Genomic DNA, 15,426 nt, shown 5'->3' on the forward strand with positions numbered 1-15,426 from the left:
GGTGGAGGTGTACTGAAGTGTTCGTGACCCTGACGGCGAACCCGAGCGTCGACCGCACGGTCGAGGTGGCTCGGCTCACCCGGGGCGATCTGCACCGGGCCACCGGCGCCACCCTCCAGCCCGGCGGCAAAGGCATCAACGTCGCCCGGGCGCTGGTCCGCAACGGACACAAGGCTCGTGCGGTGGTTCCCGCCGGCGGTGCCGAAGGCGATCAGCTGATCAGTCTCCTTGAGGACTGCGACATCGACGTGGTCAGGGTCCGCACCGAAAAGCCGGTGCGCAGCAACATCAGCATCGTGGAACCGGACGCCACGGTGACGAAGCTGAACGAGATCGGCCCGCGCCTGTCGGCACAGGAGATCGAGACGGTGTGCGACGTCCTGCTGGCCAACGTGGCCGACGCGCGCTGGGTGGTGGTGGCGGGAAGCCTGCCGCCCGGCGTCGGTGAGGACTTCTACGCGGCGCTGATCGAACGGCTCGCCCCCACCGGGGTCCGGGTCGTCGTCGACACCAGCGGCCCGGCGTTCCGGACGTCGGTGAAGGCCGGGCCGGCGCTGGTCAAGCCGAACCTCGACGAGCTCGAGGAAGCTGTCGACCGGCGGCTCGACACGGTGCGGGACATCGTGGACGCCGCGCAGGAGCTGCGTTTTCTCGGCGCGGGAAAGGTTTTGGCCAGTCTCGGCAGCAAAGGCGCCGTGCTGGTCGAAGACGCGGGGATCTGGTGCGCCAACGCATCGGCCGAACCGCGGAGTTCGGTCGGTGCCGGCGACGCGATGCTCGCCGGTTTCCTGGCGGCAGGGGGGAGTGGCCCGCAGGCGCTGGCCACAGCCGTCGCCTGGGGTGCGGCCGCGGTGTCGCTCCCGGGCAGCACGATGCCGGGGCCTCAAGACGTGGAGGCGCGTCGAGTGCGGGTGGAACCGCATCCCGGCTGGGACGAGAAGGTTCGCGAATAGCGTTGCGGCGCAGCGAGAGCCAGTTCGCTCCGGTATCCGCCATCGGTTGATGGCGAACCCTCAAATCACCTTTTCGGAAGAGGAAGCCAACGATGACTACCACTACGGAGATCGACGAAGAAACTCCGTCGAGGGCGGAGCGCGCGCGGGTCTCGGTCCAGCGCTTCGGCGGTCAGCTCGCCAGCATGGTCATGCCGAACATCGGCGCGTTCATCGCCTGGGGCCTGATCACCGCCCTGTTCATCCCGAGCGGGTGGGCGCCCAACGCGCACATCGCCGAGCTCGTCGATCCGATGATCAACTTCCTGCTGCCGGTCCTGATCGGCTACACCGGCGGCCGCTTGGTCCACGGCCAGCGCGGCGCGGTCGTCGGTGCGGTCGCGACGGTCGGGATCGCGGTCGGCGCCTCAATCCCGATGTTCCTCGGCGCGATGATCGTCGGCCCGCTTGGTGGCTTCCTGATCAAGCTGTGGGACGACAAGGTCGGCAGCAAAACCGCCCCGGGCTTCAAGATGCTCGTCGACAACTTCAGCGCCGGCATCATCGGTGGCGCCATGGCGGTGCTCGGCCTGCTGGGCATCGGCCCGGTCGTGCAGGGCATCACCAAGGGCCTCGGCCACGGCGTACAGGTCCTGATCGACGCGCACCTGCTCCCGCTGGTCTCGATCATCGTCGAGCCCGCGAAGGTGCTGTTCCTCAACAACGCCATCAACCACGGTGTACTCAGCCCCCTGGGCGTCGCCGACGCTCTGCGCGACGGCAAGGCCATCGAGTTCCTCATCGAGCCGAACCCCGGCCCCGGTTTCGGCATCCTGCTGGCGCTGACGTTCTTCGGCGCACGCAGCGCACGGGCCACCGCGCCCGGCGCGATCATCATCCAGTTCTTCGGTGGGATCCACGAGATCTACTTCCCGTACGTCCTGGCCACTCCGCGCCTGATCCTGGCCGCGGTCGCCGGTGGCGCCGCCGGTGTCGCGACGTTCAGCATCTTCGGCGCGGGCCTGACGGCGACGCCGTCGCCGGGCAGCATCATCGCGGTCCTCGCGGTGACGCCGAAGGGCGGTTACGTCGGGGTCATCGCCGGCGTGCTCGTCGCCGCGATCGTGTCGTTCGTCGTCGCCGCGGCCCTGCTGAAGTTCGGCCGGGACGCCCGCAAGGAGGAACGTGAACTGGCCGTGGCGAATGGTGGAGCCGTCACTTGACGGTCAGGCTTGGCGATCATCGTCGATCGAAGGAAGGAAGTGCGGTTGTGAGCAGCATCGAAGGCAAAGAAGTCAAAAAGGTCATCATCGCCTGTGACGCCGGCATGGGCAGTAGCGTGATGGTCGCGTCCCAGCTCGCCAAGCGGCTGAAGCCCTACTCGGTCAAGGTCGAGCACACGCCGGTCAACGACATCCCGGGTGACGCGCAGGTCGTGCTGTGCCAGAGCACCCTGGTCAAACGGGCCCGCAAGGCCAACGCCTCGGCCGTGATCCTCGGGTTCCAGAGCTTCCTGGGCGACCCGGTGTTCGACCAGGTCGAGACGGCGATCCGGGACGGCGGTTCCCTTGCCGACTGACGCTGCCATCCTCGGCGCCGAGTCCGTCCTCATCGGCTGCACCGCCACCGGCCAGGCCGACGCGATCACGCAGGTCGGCCGCAAGCTCCTGGAGCTGGGGGCGGTGGAGCCGGACTACCTCGACGCGATGCACGAGCGCGAACGCTCGGTGTCGACCTACCTCGGCGAAAACGTCGCCATCCCGCACGGCACCGACGAGTCCCGCCGGTTCGTGAAGCGGACCAAGCTGGCGATCCTCCAGTTCCCCGGCGGGGTCGACTGGGACGGCAACGACGTGCGGCTGTGCGTCGGCATCGCCGCCCAGGGGTCGGAGCAGGTCGGCATCTTGTCCTCGCTGGCCCGGATCCTGATGGACGGCGAGCAGGCACGGCAGCTGCGGGAGGCGCCGGACGTCGAGACGATCTTGCGACTGTTGAATCAGATGGACGAGGAGTTCTCCGAATGAAGGTGGCACGTTTCTACGCGCCAGGCGATCTGCGGGTCGAAGAGGCCGACGAGCCGAACCCAGGCCCGGACGAGATCAAGATCCGGGTGCACAACACCTCCACGTGCGGCACGGATCTGAAGATCTTCAAGCACGGGCACCACCACATCGACCCGCCGCGGGTGATCGGCCACGAGATCGCCGGCGAGGTCGTCGAGACCGGCGCGAACGTCTCCGGCTGGAACTCCGGCGACCGCGTCCAGGTGATCGCGGCGATCCCGTGCGGCGAGTGCAAGCAGTGCCGCAAGGGCCTGCAGCAGGTCTGTCCCAACCAGCTGTCGATGGGCTACCACTTCGACGGCGGGTTCGCGGAGTACATGATCGTGCCGAAGCAGGTGCTCAAGGTCGACGGTGTCAACCGGATTCCCGACGGCGTCAGCTATGCCGAGGCCTCGGTCGCCGAACCGCTGGCGTGCGTCCTCAACGGGCAGAGCTTCGCGCAGGTCGGCCGAGGCGACGTCGTCGTGGTCGTCGGCGCCGGTCCGATCGGCTGCCTGCACGTGCGGCTCGCCCGCGCCAAGGGCGCGGCCGCGGTGTACCTGGTCGAACTGAACCGCGGCCGGCTGGACATGGCGGCGGAGCTGGTCAAGCCGGACGCCGCGATCTGCGGCGCCGAAGTCGACCCGGTGGAGAAGGTCCTCGAGCTCACCGGTGGCGACGGCGCCGACGTGGTCATCACGGCGGCGGCCGCGGGCAAGGCCCAGGAGGACGCGCTCAAGATGACCGCGCGCCGCGGCCGGATCAGCTTCTTCGGCGGCCTGCCGAAGGACAACCCGATCATCGCGTGCGATTCCAACCTCGTGCATTACCGCGAGCTGACCATCTACGGCGCCAACGGGTCGAGCCCCGACCACAACCGCCAGGCGCTCGAGCTGATCTCCTCGGGCCGGGTCCCGGTCGACGACCTGATCACCCACCACCTGCCGCTGTCGGAGGTGCGCCGCGCGATCGACATCGTCAGCAGTGGCGAGGCCATCAAGGTGACCATCGAGCCGGGCACGTCCGACGCCGCGTGAGCGGGGCGGGCGAGAAGGAGGCGACCAGAGTTGGTTGAGGAACTGCGCGGCAACCCGGCGAGCCCCGGTGCGGCCGCCGGCCCGGTGGTGCGGCTGACCCCGCCCCCGGTGCTGCCGGAGCACTGGGACGCCCCGGCAGAGCCGGAAGCCGAACTGGCGGCCGCCACCGAAGCGCTCGACGCGGCGGTGGCGGACCTGGAGAAGCGCGCGGCCTCGGTCAGCGGCGAGGCGAAGTCCATCATGGACACCCAGATCATGATGGCCAAGGACGCCTCACTGACGGCGGGCATCCGCGCCTCGGTGGACAACGGGCGGCCGGCGGCGTGGGCGATTTCCGACGCCTTCGGCAAGCACGTCGCCGCGCTGGAGAGCATCGGCGGCTACGTCGGGGAGCGGGCGGCCGACCTGATCGACATCCGGGACCGGGCGATCGCCGCCGCGCTGGGGCTGGAGCCACCCGGCATTCCCGACGTCGACGGGGTGTTCGTCCTGGTGGGCCAGGACATCGCGCCGGCCGACACGGTCCTGCTCGACCCGGCGAAGGTGCTCGGCATCGTCACCGAGAAGGGGGGCCCGACGAGTCACACGGCGATCGTCGCCCGGGCGCTCGGGATCCCCGCGGTGGTCGGCTGCGCCGGCGCCGCGGGCCTCGAGGCCGGGCAGCGGGTCGCGGTCGACGGCGGGCGCGGCACGGTGGTCGTGGACCCGACCGACGACCACGTTCGCCAGGTCCGGGCCGAGTCCGACGCGCTGAAGGAAAAGCTCGCCCGGCACAGCGGTCCCGGCGCCACCGCCGACGGCCACCCGGTCAAGCTCCTGCTCAACGTCGGCAGCGTCGGCGGCGCCTCGGCCGAAGCCGCCGCCGACGCCGAAGGGGTCGGGCTCTTCCGCACCGAGTTCCTGTTCCTGGACCGCACGGAGGCCCCGTCGGTCGAGGAACAGCGGGCGGCCTACGGCGAGGTGCTGCGCGGGTTCGCCGGCCGTCCGGTGGTCATCCGGACGCTGGACGCCGGAGCCGACAAGTACATCCCGTTCGCCAACACCGAAGACGAGCCCAACCCGGCCCTCGGCGTGCGCGGCTACCGCGTCGGCGTCCGCCACCCGGAGCTGCTCACTGCGCAGCTGCGGGCGATCAGCCTGGCGGCCGCCGACCACGACGCGGACGTGCGGGTGATGGCTCCGATGATCGCCACGCCGGCGGAGGCCGCGGCGTTCCGCGACCTGACCCGCGAGCACGGCATCGGCCGGGCCGGCGTCATGATCGAGGTGCCGGCCGCGGCGATCCGGGCGGCGGACATCCTGGCGGAGGTCGACTTCGTCAGCATCGGCACCAACGACCTGTCGCAGTACACCTACGCCGCGGACCGGATGCTGGGTGAACTGGGGGAGCTGCTGGACCCCTGGCAGCCGGCGTTGCTGGCGCTCGTGGCAAACGTCGCGGCGGCGGCCAAGGAGGCGGGCAAGGCCGCCGGCATCTGCGGCGAGGCGGCCAGCGACCCGGGGCTGGCCCCGGTGTTCGCCGGCCTCGGCATCACCAGCCTGTCGATGTCGGTGTCCGCGGTCCCCGCGGTCCGCGCCGCCTTGACCGACTACACGCTCGAGCAGTGCGAAGTCCTGGCCCGCGAGGTGCTGTCCGCGCCCGACGCGCCGAAGGCCCGCCGGGTCGCGGCGGAGTTCGCCGCCAAGTCCGGCGGTTGAGCGGCCGCCGCCCGGGCAACGCGCTTTCAAACCAGATGGGAATACCGGAATGTCCAGTAAAACAGTGGTAATCGGGTCGCCTGTCGGGCTGCATGCGCGGCCGGCCAAGCTGCTCGTCGAAGCGGCGGCCAGGCAGCCGGTGCCGGTGAAGATCGGCCGCAGCGAGGACAAGCTGGTGGACGCCGCCAGCATCCTCGGGGTGATGGCCCTCGGCGTCCGCGGCGGCGAAGAAGTGCTGATCACGGCCGAGGGCGAAGGCGCGGAGAGCGCGGTGGCGGAGATCGCCGAGCTGCTGGCGCGCGATCTCGACTCGGCCGAGCAGTCGGCCGGCTGACGCCGGTGGCCCGGCAGGTGACCCCCTGGCCGGCCGGGCCGCCGCGCGCCTGCGGTGTCCACTGAGGACCCCGGGTGCGCGCCCTGCCGGCCCTCGGATTTCCGGTGAGCCGTTCTGGTCACTGTCCGGACGGCTCACCGGACTCCCACGCGGTACGTCGCCGCGGTTTCGCCCACCCCCGGGCGGGACCGCGGCTTCGTCGTGGGTGCTTTCGGGCACCGGCGCCGGACGAACGTGCCCATGCGTAAGGGCGCCGGCTTGTGCGCGGGCGGGCATGACGCCGCCCGGGCGCGACCCGGCGCCCGCTGCGAGGAGACAGGCTGTTCCCGGCGGCGCGCTCAGGCGATGACCATGCGCGGTCCGGCTCCGGCGAGGTCTCGGGCTACGTGTTTGTCGATGCCGTCGTCGGTGATGAAGGTGTCGATGTCGGATAGTTCGGCGAAGCGGGCGAAGTGGTCGTTGCCGACTTTGGTGTGGTCGGCGAGGAGGACGGTGCGGCGGGCGCAGTTGATGGAGGCTTGTTTGACCATGGCTTCGGCGGTGTCGGGGGTGGTGAGGCCGCGTTCGAGGGATAGTCCGTTGGTGGCGATGAAGGCGACTTCGACGAAGGTGTCTCGGAGGGCTTGGAGGGCCCAGGAGTCGACGAGGGCGAGGGTGCGGCCGCGGAGTCGTCCGCCGACGAGCATGAGGGTGATGTTGGGGCGGGTGGAGAGGGTCGTGGCGATGGTGATGGAGTTGGTGACGACGGTGAGTTCGCGGTCGGCGGGGAGGTGTTCGGCGAGGCGGGCGGTGGTGCTGCCGGCGTCGAGGAGGATGGCGCCTTCTTCGGGGATTTCGGTGATGGCGGCTTTGGCGATGCGGTCTTTTTCGGTGGCCATGAGGGTGTTGCGGGTGGCGAGGGCGGGTTCGAACCCGAGGCGCTCGACGGGGATGGCGCCGCCGTGGACGCGGCGGAGCAGGCCGTGTCGTTCGAGTACGGTGAGGTCGCGGCGGACGGTTTCGGTGGTGACCGAGAACTCGGCGGCCAGTTCGGCCACGTCGACGCGACCGTTGGCACGTGCCCGGTCCAGGAACACACGCTGCCGTTCTTCTGCGTACATCGTCATCGCCTTTGGTGGTGCGGAGCCCGCGGTGGTCGGTGCAGTGGTGCCGGATTGGCCTGTTGCCCAGCGTAACGGTTCACGGGAACAAGGCCAACGCGCTGTGTTGTTTTGATGTCGGTTTTCGTGGGTTCGACCCCGGGCGTGCGGGTCTGTGGCCAGTTTACTGGGGAAAACGTTGATATGGTCAGTAAATCGCGCCCTTAGTCACACGAAGTCTTGCCAAAGCCATACGAACCCAAGTAACGTCCAAATCACGCGATCAACAAGGCGAAAGCCGAGAAGATCGCCGTCACGTGCGACGCCGGCCCCGCTATCAGTTTTGGGCCGGCCGCCACGGTGGCGAGGTGCCCGGTACCGGTGGAGGCTCGCCGATCGGTAGCGACCCCGGTGACGCCGACCTGGTGTCGTGCCGGCAAGCCCTGGCGTTCTGGACGCCCTCCGGGCGCGATCGCCACACGAGCCGGGAACGTGATCGAGGAAGGAGCCGATCTTGCCTGCCGAGACCATGACCATGCCGACCGTGGACGCGATCCGGTTCCCCCGGGAAACCACCGTCGTCGGCGCGTACGGCTCCAGTCCGCCGATCGGCCGTGACGACGGCGCCAAGACCGCCGGGTCGAACGGGTGCGCGCGCTGACGGGTGCCCCGGGTGGTGCCGCCGCGCGGCGGACATCGATTGACTCGAAACAGGACCTTCTGCGGCGCTGCCCGCAGGAAGACAATCCGGCTGAGATCGAGCCGGGCGCGGAGGCCGGGAAACCGCTGCCGCGAGTCAGGTTGAGGGCGGTCCCACTCTGGTACTGCCGGAAAGTCGGTGATGGTGATGATGGAAAGTGCGACTGCGGTACCAGGTTCCGGTCTCGCCGCGATGCCGAACCCGTCCGATGGTGCCGACACCAAGACCTGCATGGCCAGCCTGCTGCCGGACCTGACCGTGGTGGCGGCCAACGACGAGTTCTTCGAGCAGTTCGGCCGGAGCTCCGCCGACGTGTGCGGGCGCGGGCTCTACGAGCTGCTGCACCCGGGTACCCAGGCCGTGCTGGACCGGCACTTCGCCGGGCTGGTGAAACGCGGCCACAATCGCTTCGCCGAGCGCGTGCTCGGCATGTACGGGCCCGACAACCTGTTCTCCGGTGAGCTGACCGCGGTGGCGGTGCGCGGCGAGACCGACGAGCTGTCGTCGATCGTCGTGCTGGTCTCCCCGGACGGCGTCATCGCCGAGGAAGCCGAGGTCCCCGAGCAGGGCCGCCGCCGGTCACGCGCCCGGAAGGCGCTGCTGACCGAGCTCGACGGGCGGATCCTGGAAGGGGTGGCGGCCGGTGCGTCCACCGTGCAGCTGGCCAGCCGCCTGTACCTGAGCCGCCAGGGCGTGGAGTACCACGTCGGCTCGATGCTGCGGAAGCTCCGGGTGTCGAACCGGCCGGCCCTGGTTTCCCGGGCCTACTCGATGGGTCTGCTCGCCGCCGACTGCTGGCCGCCCCGGGTCGTGCCCGGCGTGGTGACCTGACGGACATCCCCAACGGAAAAGCCGTGGCGGTGCCCCTGGCGAAGGGGCACCGCCACGGCTTTTCCGTTGGGGTGCGTAAGCGCGTGCTCTCCGGTGGCGATCCGGGCGAGCCGGTGAAGGGAGGACCGGCTCGCCCCGGGTTTCACTCGGCGACGCGGGTGCTGCCGCACCAGCGGAAGACGGCGGCCTCGGCCCCGTCCACCACCGAAAACTCGCCGTCGTGGCTGAAGTGCTCGTAGCCCGCTCCGTGCGGGATCTTCAGCTTCTCCTCGAGCCCGGTGGTCACCTCGCGGGTCCGATCGTTCGCGGGCAGGCCGGCGGGCCCGCCGATCAACGTCGCTTTCCTGGCCGACACAGCGGATACCTCCTCGTTGCGGTGATGGGCGGTCGCCGGGCCCGGCGTGGGTCAGGCCCGGACGGCGTGGGTGGCGGCGACCCGGGCCAGCTCGGCCCGCAAGCGCGCCAGCACGTCCGCCGAGTGCTCCACCAGGAAGAAGTGGCCGCCGCGGTAGACGTGCATGGCGAAGGCGCCGGTGGTGTGCTGCCCCCACATCCGGGCCTCTTCGGCCGTCACCTTGGGATCGGTGTCGCCGATGAAGACGGTGACCGGGCAGGGCACCAGCCGGTCCGGCGGGCAGCTGTAGGTTTCGATGGCGGTGAAGTCGCCCCGGATGGCGGGCAGCGCCATCCGGCGGATCTCCTCGTCGTCCAGCAACGCCGTGTCGGTGCCGCCGAGCTCCTGGACCTCGGCGATGATGCCGTCGTCGCCGAGCAGGTGCACGAACTCCTCGCGGACGGTCGCCGGGCCGCGGCGGCCGGACGCGACCAGCGACGCCGGTGCGCCGCCACCCGCTGCCGCCAGGCGGTGCGCCACCTCGAAGGCGAGGATCGCGCCCATGCTGTGTCCGAAGTAGACGGTCGGCATCGGCGGCAGGCCGCCCAGCACGGCGGTCAGCCGCGCGGCGTACTCGTCGACGGACCGGATGACCGGTTCCCGGCGCCGGTCCTGCCGTCCCGGGTACTGCAGCGAGATCACGTCCGCAGCGGGCGCCAGGGCGCGCGCCACCGGCTGGAAGAAGCTCGCCGCGCCACCCGCGTGCGGGAAGCAGACCAGCCGGGCCGTCGCGTCCGGCGTGCCGGCGAAGCGGCGGATCCAGAGTGCGGCTTCGGTTTCTGAGATGTCCACTTCGGAAGGGTAGGTCGCGGCTCGGGCGAGAAATCCCTAGACAGCGGCGGTCCGGCCCCGCGCGTGGCTGCTTCCGGGACTTCTCCTAGAAGTGCGCCGATTTGTTGTGACCGGCTGATTCCGGGATGCAGACTTCGACCCGGAGTTGTCGACTGAAGCGGGACGGAGCACGGCGATGACCGATCGTCTACCGGAAGACGCCGCCTTCACGCGGCTGGTGTGCCCGATCGAGCAGTGGTTCCTCGGCTTCCCGGCGAAGATGTCACCGGTCACGAACTTCTGTGTCGAAGGCGCCGGCCGGCTGGACACCGAGAGCCTGCGCCGCGCGGTGGCCGTCGCTTCCGAGGCGTGCCCGGGCGCCCGGCTCGTCCGCCGTGGTCGCCGCTGGGTCGACGGGGGTGCCGACCCGGCCGTCAAGGTGGTCTCCGGCGTCGCGGACCCCTGCGCCGCGCCCGAACTGCGCTCGCCGCTGCCCAACCGCTCCGGCGCGAACTGCGAGGTGCTGCTGCTCGACGGTCCCGAGCCGACCGTGGTGCTGCGGGCGAGCCACGTGGTGATGGACGGGCGCGGGCTGATCCTCTGGGCGCGAGACGTGTTCCGCGCCCTGCGCGGGGAGGAACCGGCCGGCGCGCGGTCGACCGGGACCGTGCTGGACCTCGACAACCCGTTCTACAGCCAGGCCGGCCAAGCCGAGGCGGCCACCAAGGTGCCGTCCTTGCTCGGGATCCCGCCGCGCGCGGACATCCGCCGGCAGCTGTGGCGGCGGCGGACGGTCGACGGGAACTTCCCGGCGTTGAGCGCCAAGCTGGCCGCCGCCGTGACCGCGTTCTCCGGCCGGCCCACCGCGCCGATCCGGTTTCCGCTGGACCTGCGCCCGTTCCACCCCGAGATCCGGTCCACCGGCAACCTGTCGCTCGTCCTGTCCCTGGACGTGGCGGCCGTCGACTCGTGGGAAGAGATCTACCAGCGGCTGCTGGCCGCGCTGAGCGACCAGGACGGCCGGGTCTCGGCCCCCGACCCCAGCATCCTCAAGGCGCCCGTCCCGCTGCTGCGGTACTTCATCCGGCGCGCCGAGCGCTCGGCCCGCCGGGAGGACCGGTTCAGCGCCACGGCCAACGTGAACAACCTCGGCCGGGTTCCGGCGGAGTGGTTCCACACCGGCACGTTCGAGGCCGCCGGCGCGTACATGGTGTCGCCGATGGAGCCGGCCACGCCGGTGTCCGTCGTGGCGACCGAGGGCGACGGCCGCACCGACCTCACGGTGGCCTGGTGGGACGGCCCCGGCATGTCCGAGCGGGTCGACGCCCTGCTCGACACCGTCGGCGAGGCGCTCGCTCCGGCCGTCCACCGCGAGCAGGGCCGGCTGACGTCCGCGGCGCTGCCGGATCCGGGCCCCGGAATCGTGGACCGGTTCCTGGAACAGGTCCGCCGCCGTCCGGACGCGATCGCGGTGAGCGCGTCGGACGGCGAGGTCACCTACGCCGAGCTGGACCGGCGGATGCGCGGTGTCGCGAAGTCCCTGCGGGAGCTGGGAGTCGGCCGCGAGGACGTGGTCGGGCTGCTCGCGGACAAGACCGTGGACGCCGTCGCCGGAGCGTGGGGCACCCTGATGGCCGGCGCCGCGTACCTGCCGATGGACCCACAGCACCCGGACGCCCGCATCCGGACCCTCCTGGCCGACGCGAAGGCCGCGGCCTGCCTGGTCACCCGGCCGCACGACCGGCGCGACCACCGCCCGGACGGCTGCGCCGGGCTCGTGCTCGACGACCTGCCGCGCGACGCCGACCTGGAGCCGGCCGCCCCGGCGCCCGGCGACCTCGCCTACGTCGTCTACACCTCGGGTTCGACCGGCCGGCCCAAGGGCGTCGAGGTCGAACACCGGAGCATCGCGGCGTACGCGACCTGCGCGACGAAGGAACACGGCATCGGCCCGGCCACCCGGCTGCCGCTGCTCTGCTCGCTGTCTTTCGACCTCGCGCAGCTCTCGCTGATCCTGCCCCTCACCGTCGGGGGCACGCTGCAGCTGCTGCGCGACGAGATCAGCCACCTCGGCCTGCAGGAGGTCCTCGACGCCGGGGCCACGACGCTCTCCCTCACGCCCTCGCACCTCGACCTCATCACCCGCCTGGAGCTGCGGCCGGGCGCGGTGCGGACCCTGCTGGTCATCGGCGAGCAGTTCACCCGCGGGGTGGCCCTGCGCGCCCGGCAGGTGTTCGGGCCGGACTGCCTGATCACCAACATGTACGGACCGGCCGAGGCCACCATCGGCGTCGGGTACCACGACTTCGACGCCGACCGCGACGAGGGCGCGGCCGTGCCGATCGGCGTGCCGTACGACGGCGTCACCTACCACGTGCTCGACGCCGGCCGGGGTTACGTCGCCCCCGGCGAGCCCGGCGAGCTGTACATCGGCGGCAGCCAGCTCGCCCGGGGCTACCGGGGCCGGCCCGACCTGACGCGCGAGCGGTTCGTCCGGCTGGCCGACGGCGGCCGGGTCTACCGCACGGGCGACATCGTGCGCCGGCTGCCCGGCGGCGGCCTGGAGTTCTGCGGGCGGATCGACGACCAGATCAAGGTGCTCGGCCACCGCATCGAGCCCGCCGAGATCGCGCAGACCATGGAGACGCACCCGGCCGTGTCCGGCGCCGTGGTCGTCGCGCGCTCCCGGCCGGGCCACCGCGACAAGACGTTGTGCGGGTACGTCACCGCCGCCGACGGGCCGATCGACATCGGCGAGCTGACCGGCTACCTGGCCGAACAGCTGCCCGGCTACCTGGTGCCGGCCACGATCGTGCCGGTCGCGGAGTTCCCGCGCTCGATGAACGGCAAGATCGCGACCGCGTCGCTGCCGGACCCGTTCGGGGACGCGAAGCCGGTGGCCGGCGGGGCGCTCGAAGGCATGGAGGACACGGTGGCGCGGATCTGGTCGCAGGTGCTCGGCGTCGAGGCCGACCGGTTGCACGGCGCCAGTGATTTCCACCGGCTCGGCGGCGACTCGCTGTCGCTGATCACCATGGTCGCGCAGGTCGCCCGGCACGCCACGGGTCCGGACGGTGAGCGCGCGTTCGTCAGCCGGCTGCCCGAGATCATCCGCCGGACGACCGTCGAGCACGTGGCCGAACTGGCTGTGCAGGCTCGGGCGGGGCAGTGAAATGGGCATCGGAACAGGTACTGACATGAGAACTGACAACGGTTTCAGCCGCCCGATCGACCCGATCGAGTGGTGGTTCCTGGGCTTTCCGCGCAAGGTGTCGGCGGCGTTGAACCTGTGCGTCGAGGGCACCGGCCACATCGGCCCGGGAGAGCTGCGCCGCGCGGTGGCGGTCGCGTCCCGGGCCTGCCCGGGCGCCCGGCTCGTCCGCCGCGGCCGCACGTGGGTGGACAGCGGCGTCGCGCCGGCGGTGACGGTGACGCACGGGCTCCCGGCCGACGCGCCCGAGCTGCGCACTTCGCTGCCCGGGCGAGCGGGCCGCACGTGCGAGGTGGTGCTGTTCGCGGGGCCGCAGCCGACGGTGGTGTTCCGGGCCGGGCACGCCGTGATGGACGCACGCGGGTTGCTGTGGTGGGCCCGTGACGTGTTCCGGGTTCTGCGCGGTGAAGAACCGGCCGGCGCCCCGTCGCCCGCCACCTTCGAAGACCTCGACGATCCGCTCCACCGGCAGGCCGGCGAAGCCGGATCCGATACCGGGATGCCCGCCCTGCTCGGGATTCCGCCGGGAGCGGACCTGCGCCGCCAACTCTGGCGGCGGTGCACGATCGAGGGCACGGTCCCGGCGCTCGAGGCGCGGCTGGCCGCGGCGCTGGTGGAGCTGTCCGGCCACCCCGTGGCCCCGGTCGGCTTCGTCGTCGACGTGCGCCCCGGCCACCCGGAGATCCGGTCGACGGGCAACCTCTCGCTGGCTGTCTCCCTGGACCTGCGGGCCGGTGACTCCTGGCCGGAGGTGGACCGGCAGCTGGCCGACGCGCTCGCGGACCGGACCTGCCGGGTCGACGCGCCGGGCGCGGAGATCCTCAAAGCACCGCTGCCGCTGCTCCGGCACATCGTCCGGCGGGTCGACCGCAGCGCGCGGCGGGACGATCGGCACAGCCTGCTGGCCGAGGTGTACCACCTGGGCCCGGTGCGGCCCGGGTGGTTCCACACGGACGGTTTCACCGCGGCCGCCGGGTATGTGCTGTGCCCGATGGAGCCCGGCGCCGCCTTGTCCGTCGTCGCCACCGAGGGCGACGGCCGGACCGACCTGACCCTGTCCTGGTGGGACGGTCCCGGGATGGCCGAGCGGGTGGACGCCCTGCTCGACCGGCTCGGCGCGGCCCTGGTGCCGCAGGAAACCGGCTGACAGTCCGCGGAACCGTTGACCCGCACCGCCGATCGAGGGATCGGCCTGGCAACTCTCGGAAATTCCCCAGTACCGCTTCGAGTTCGATTGACACCTGGTTCGACCGGCTGCGACGGTCGGACCGGAGCATGAGATCCGAAGCCCGCTGTCCGGCTCGTCGCGAAGAAAGGGGTGCGGCGCATGACCAAGCGCGCACTGATCACCGGGATAACCGGGCAGGATGGCTCCTACTTGGCCGAACACCTGCTCGAGCAGGGATACCAGGTGTGGGGGCTCATCCGGGGCCAGGCGAACCCCCGGAAGTCGAGGGTGAGCAGGCTGCTGGGTGACGTGACCTTTGTGGACGGTGACCTGATGGACCAGGCCAGCCTGGTCTCCGCCGTGGACGCGGCGCAGCCGCACGAGGTCTACAACCTCGGTGCGATCTCGTTCGTGCCGATGTCCTGGCAGCAGTCGGAACTCGTCACCGAGGTCAACGGCATGGGCGTGCTGCGCATGCTGGAGGCCATCCGGGTGGTCAGCGGGCTGAGCGGCTCCCGCACGCCGACCGTGGACAACCAGATCCGGTTCTACCAGGCGTCCTCCTCCGAGATGTTCGGCAAGGTGGCCGAGACCCCGCAGCGCGAGACGACCACGTTCCACCCGCGCAGCCCGTACGGCGTGGCCAAGGCCTACGGGCACTTCATCACCCGGAACTACCGGGAGTCCTTCGGGATGTACGGGGTTTCCGGGATGCTGTTCAACCACGAGTCACCCCGGCGCGGCGCGGAGTTCGTGACCCGCAAGATCACCCTGGCGGTGGCCCAGATCAAGCTCGGCCTCCAGGACAAGCTGCGCCTCGGCAACCTGGACGCGGTACGCGACTGGGGGTACGCCGGTGACTACGTGCGCGCCATGCACCTCATGCTGCAGCAGCCCACTGCGGGCGACTACGTGGTCGGCACCGGCAAGATGCACTCGGTCCGGGACGCGGTGCGGATCGCTTTCGAGTGCGTCGGCCTGGATTGGCGCGACCACGTCGTGATCGACCCGGCGCTGGTGCGGCCGGCGGAGGTGGAGACGCTGTGCGCGGACAACACCCGCGCCCGCACCGAACTCGGCTGGGAGCCCGAAGTGGACTTCACCCGGCTGATGCAGATGATGGTGGAGTCGGACCTGCGGCAGGCCGAGCGGGAGCGCGAGTTCGGCGATCTCCTGGTGTCGGCGGGCTGGTAGCCCTCCCGCCGGTTTTCCGTTGAAAAGCACGAACC

The 15,426-nt window shown here is 71.1% G+C and carries 15 protein-coding genes; 12 read left to right on the plus strand and 3 right to left on the minus strand.

Features of this window, described 5'->3' with window-relative positions:
* The first annotated feature begins 17 nt into the window (after positions 1-17).
* The 7 genes from pfkB to A3CE_RS0100105 all read left to right on the plus strand — a co-directional run bounded on the left by pfkB (position 18) and on the right by A3CE_RS0100105 (position 6,043).
* A complete protein-coding gene (pfkB, locus tag A3CE_RS0100075) occupies positions 18-953 on the plus strand; it encodes a 1-phosphofructokinase (protein WP_020638012.1) in 936 nt (311 codons plus the stop codon).
* Positions 954-1,045: 92 nt separating this feature from the next.
* Positions 1,046-2,155, plus strand: a complete 1,110-nt coding sequence (gene mtlA / locus A3CE_RS0100080) for a mannitol-specific PTS transporter subunit IIC (RefSeq protein WP_020638013.1) — start codon at positions 1,046-1,048, stop codon at positions 2,153-2,155.
* Positions 2,156-2,202: 47 nt separating this feature from the next.
* Complete coding sequence (locus A3CE_RS0100085) at positions 2,203-2,511, plus strand: hypothetical protein (protein WP_020638014.1); 309 nt, start codon at positions 2,203-2,205, stop codon at positions 2,509-2,511.
* Positions 2,501-2,956 carry a PTS mannitol transporter subunit IIA gene (locus tag A3CE_RS0100090; protein ID WP_020638015.1) on the plus strand — a complete coding sequence of 152 codons (456 nt, stop codon included), beginning with the start codon at positions 2,501-2,503 and terminating at the stop codon, positions 2,954-2,956. The genes A3CE_RS0100085 and A3CE_RS0100090 overlap by 11 nt, the downstream gene beginning before the upstream one ends.
* Entirely contained in the window at positions 2,953-4,011 is a 1,059-nt protein-coding gene (locus A3CE_RS0100095) for a zinc-dependent dehydrogenase (protein ID WP_020638016.1), read from the plus strand. The genes A3CE_RS0100090 and A3CE_RS0100095 overlap by 4 nt, the downstream gene beginning before the upstream one ends.
* Positions 4,012-4,041: 30 nt before the next feature.
* Positions 4,042-5,709 carry a phosphoenolpyruvate--protein phosphotransferase gene (gene ptsP, locus A3CE_RS0100100; protein WP_020638017.1) on the plus strand — a complete coding sequence of 556 codons (1,668 nt, stop codon included), beginning with the start codon at positions 4,042-4,044 and terminating at the stop codon, positions 5,707-5,709.
* Between the two features lie 49 nt (positions 5,710-5,758).
* Positions 5,759-6,043 (plus strand): HPr family phosphocarrier protein, encoded by a 285-nt coding sequence (locus A3CE_RS0100105; RefSeq protein ID WP_026468004.1) that lies wholly within the window; start codon positions 5,759-5,761, stop codon positions 6,041-6,043.
* Between the two features lie 338 nt (positions 6,044-6,381).
* Here A3CE_RS0100105 and A3CE_RS0100110 read toward each other — a convergent pair whose 3' ends face one another.
* Complete coding sequence (locus A3CE_RS0100110; RefSeq protein WP_026468005.1) at positions 6,382-7,143, minus strand: DeoR/GlpR family DNA-binding transcription regulator; 762 nt, start codon at positions 7,141-7,143, stop codon at positions 6,382-6,384.
* Between the two features lie 493 nt (positions 7,144-7,636).
* On the opposite strand from A3CE_RS0100110, the gene A3CE_RS55840 reads away from it, so the two are divergent.
* A complete protein-coding gene (locus A3CE_RS55840) occupies positions 7,637-7,783 on the plus strand; it encodes a hypothetical protein (RefSeq protein ID WP_157376757.1) in 147 nt (48 codons plus the stop codon).
* 231 nt (positions 7,784-8,014) lie between these two features.
* Positions 8,015-8,653, plus strand: a complete 639-nt coding sequence (locus A3CE_RS0100120) for a helix-turn-helix transcriptional regulator (RefSeq protein WP_020638021.1) — start codon at positions 8,015-8,017, stop codon at positions 8,651-8,653.
* 142 nt (positions 8,654-8,795) lie between these two features.
* Here the strand turns inward: A3CE_RS0100120 and A3CE_RS0100125 are convergent, their stop codons facing one another.
* Together A3CE_RS0100125 and A3CE_RS0100130 are read right to left on the minus strand one after the other, a co-directional pair.
* Positions 8,796-9,008: a DUF5988 family protein gene (locus tag A3CE_RS0100125; protein ID WP_026468007.1), complete on the minus strand. Its 213-nt coding sequence runs from the start codon at positions 9,006-9,008 to the stop codon at positions 8,796-8,798.
* A 51-nt stretch (positions 9,009-9,059) separates the two neighbouring features.
* Entirely contained in the window at positions 9,060-9,839 is a 780-nt protein-coding gene (locus A3CE_RS0100130; RefSeq protein ID WP_020638023.1) for a thioesterase II family protein, read from the minus strand.
* A gap of 175 nt (positions 9,840-10,014) precedes the next feature.
* Between A3CE_RS0100130 and A3CE_RS0100135 the strand changes: the two genes are divergently transcribed.
* From A3CE_RS0100135 to A3CE_RS0100145, 3 genes are all read left to right on the plus strand, one after another.
* Positions 10,015-12,990 carry an amino acid adenylation domain-containing protein gene (locus tag A3CE_RS0100135; protein WP_020638024.1) on the plus strand — a complete coding sequence of 992 codons (2,976 nt, stop codon included), beginning with the start codon at positions 10,015-10,017 and terminating at the stop codon, positions 12,988-12,990.
* Positions 12,991-13,015: 25 nt separating this feature from the next.
* The gene (locus A3CE_RS0100140) at positions 13,016-14,176 is read left to right on the plus strand and encodes a hypothetical protein (protein ID WP_020638025.1); all 1,161 of its coding nucleotides are present in this window, start codon (positions 13,016-13,018) and stop codon (positions 14,174-14,176) included.
* Between the two features lie 180 nt (positions 14,177-14,356).
* Positions 14,357-15,391 (plus strand): GDP-mannose 4,6-dehydratase, encoded by a 1,035-nt coding sequence (locus tag A3CE_RS0100145; protein ID WP_020638026.1) that lies wholly within the window; start codon positions 14,357-14,359, stop codon positions 15,389-15,391.
* The last annotated feature ends 35 nt before the right edge of the window (positions 15,392-15,426 follow it).

The sequence above is a fragment of the Amycolatopsis balhimycina FH 1894 genome (assembly GCF_000384295.1).
Lineage (GTDB): Bacteria > Actinomycetota > Actinomycetes > Mycobacteriales > Pseudonocardiaceae > Amycolatopsis > Amycolatopsis balhimycina.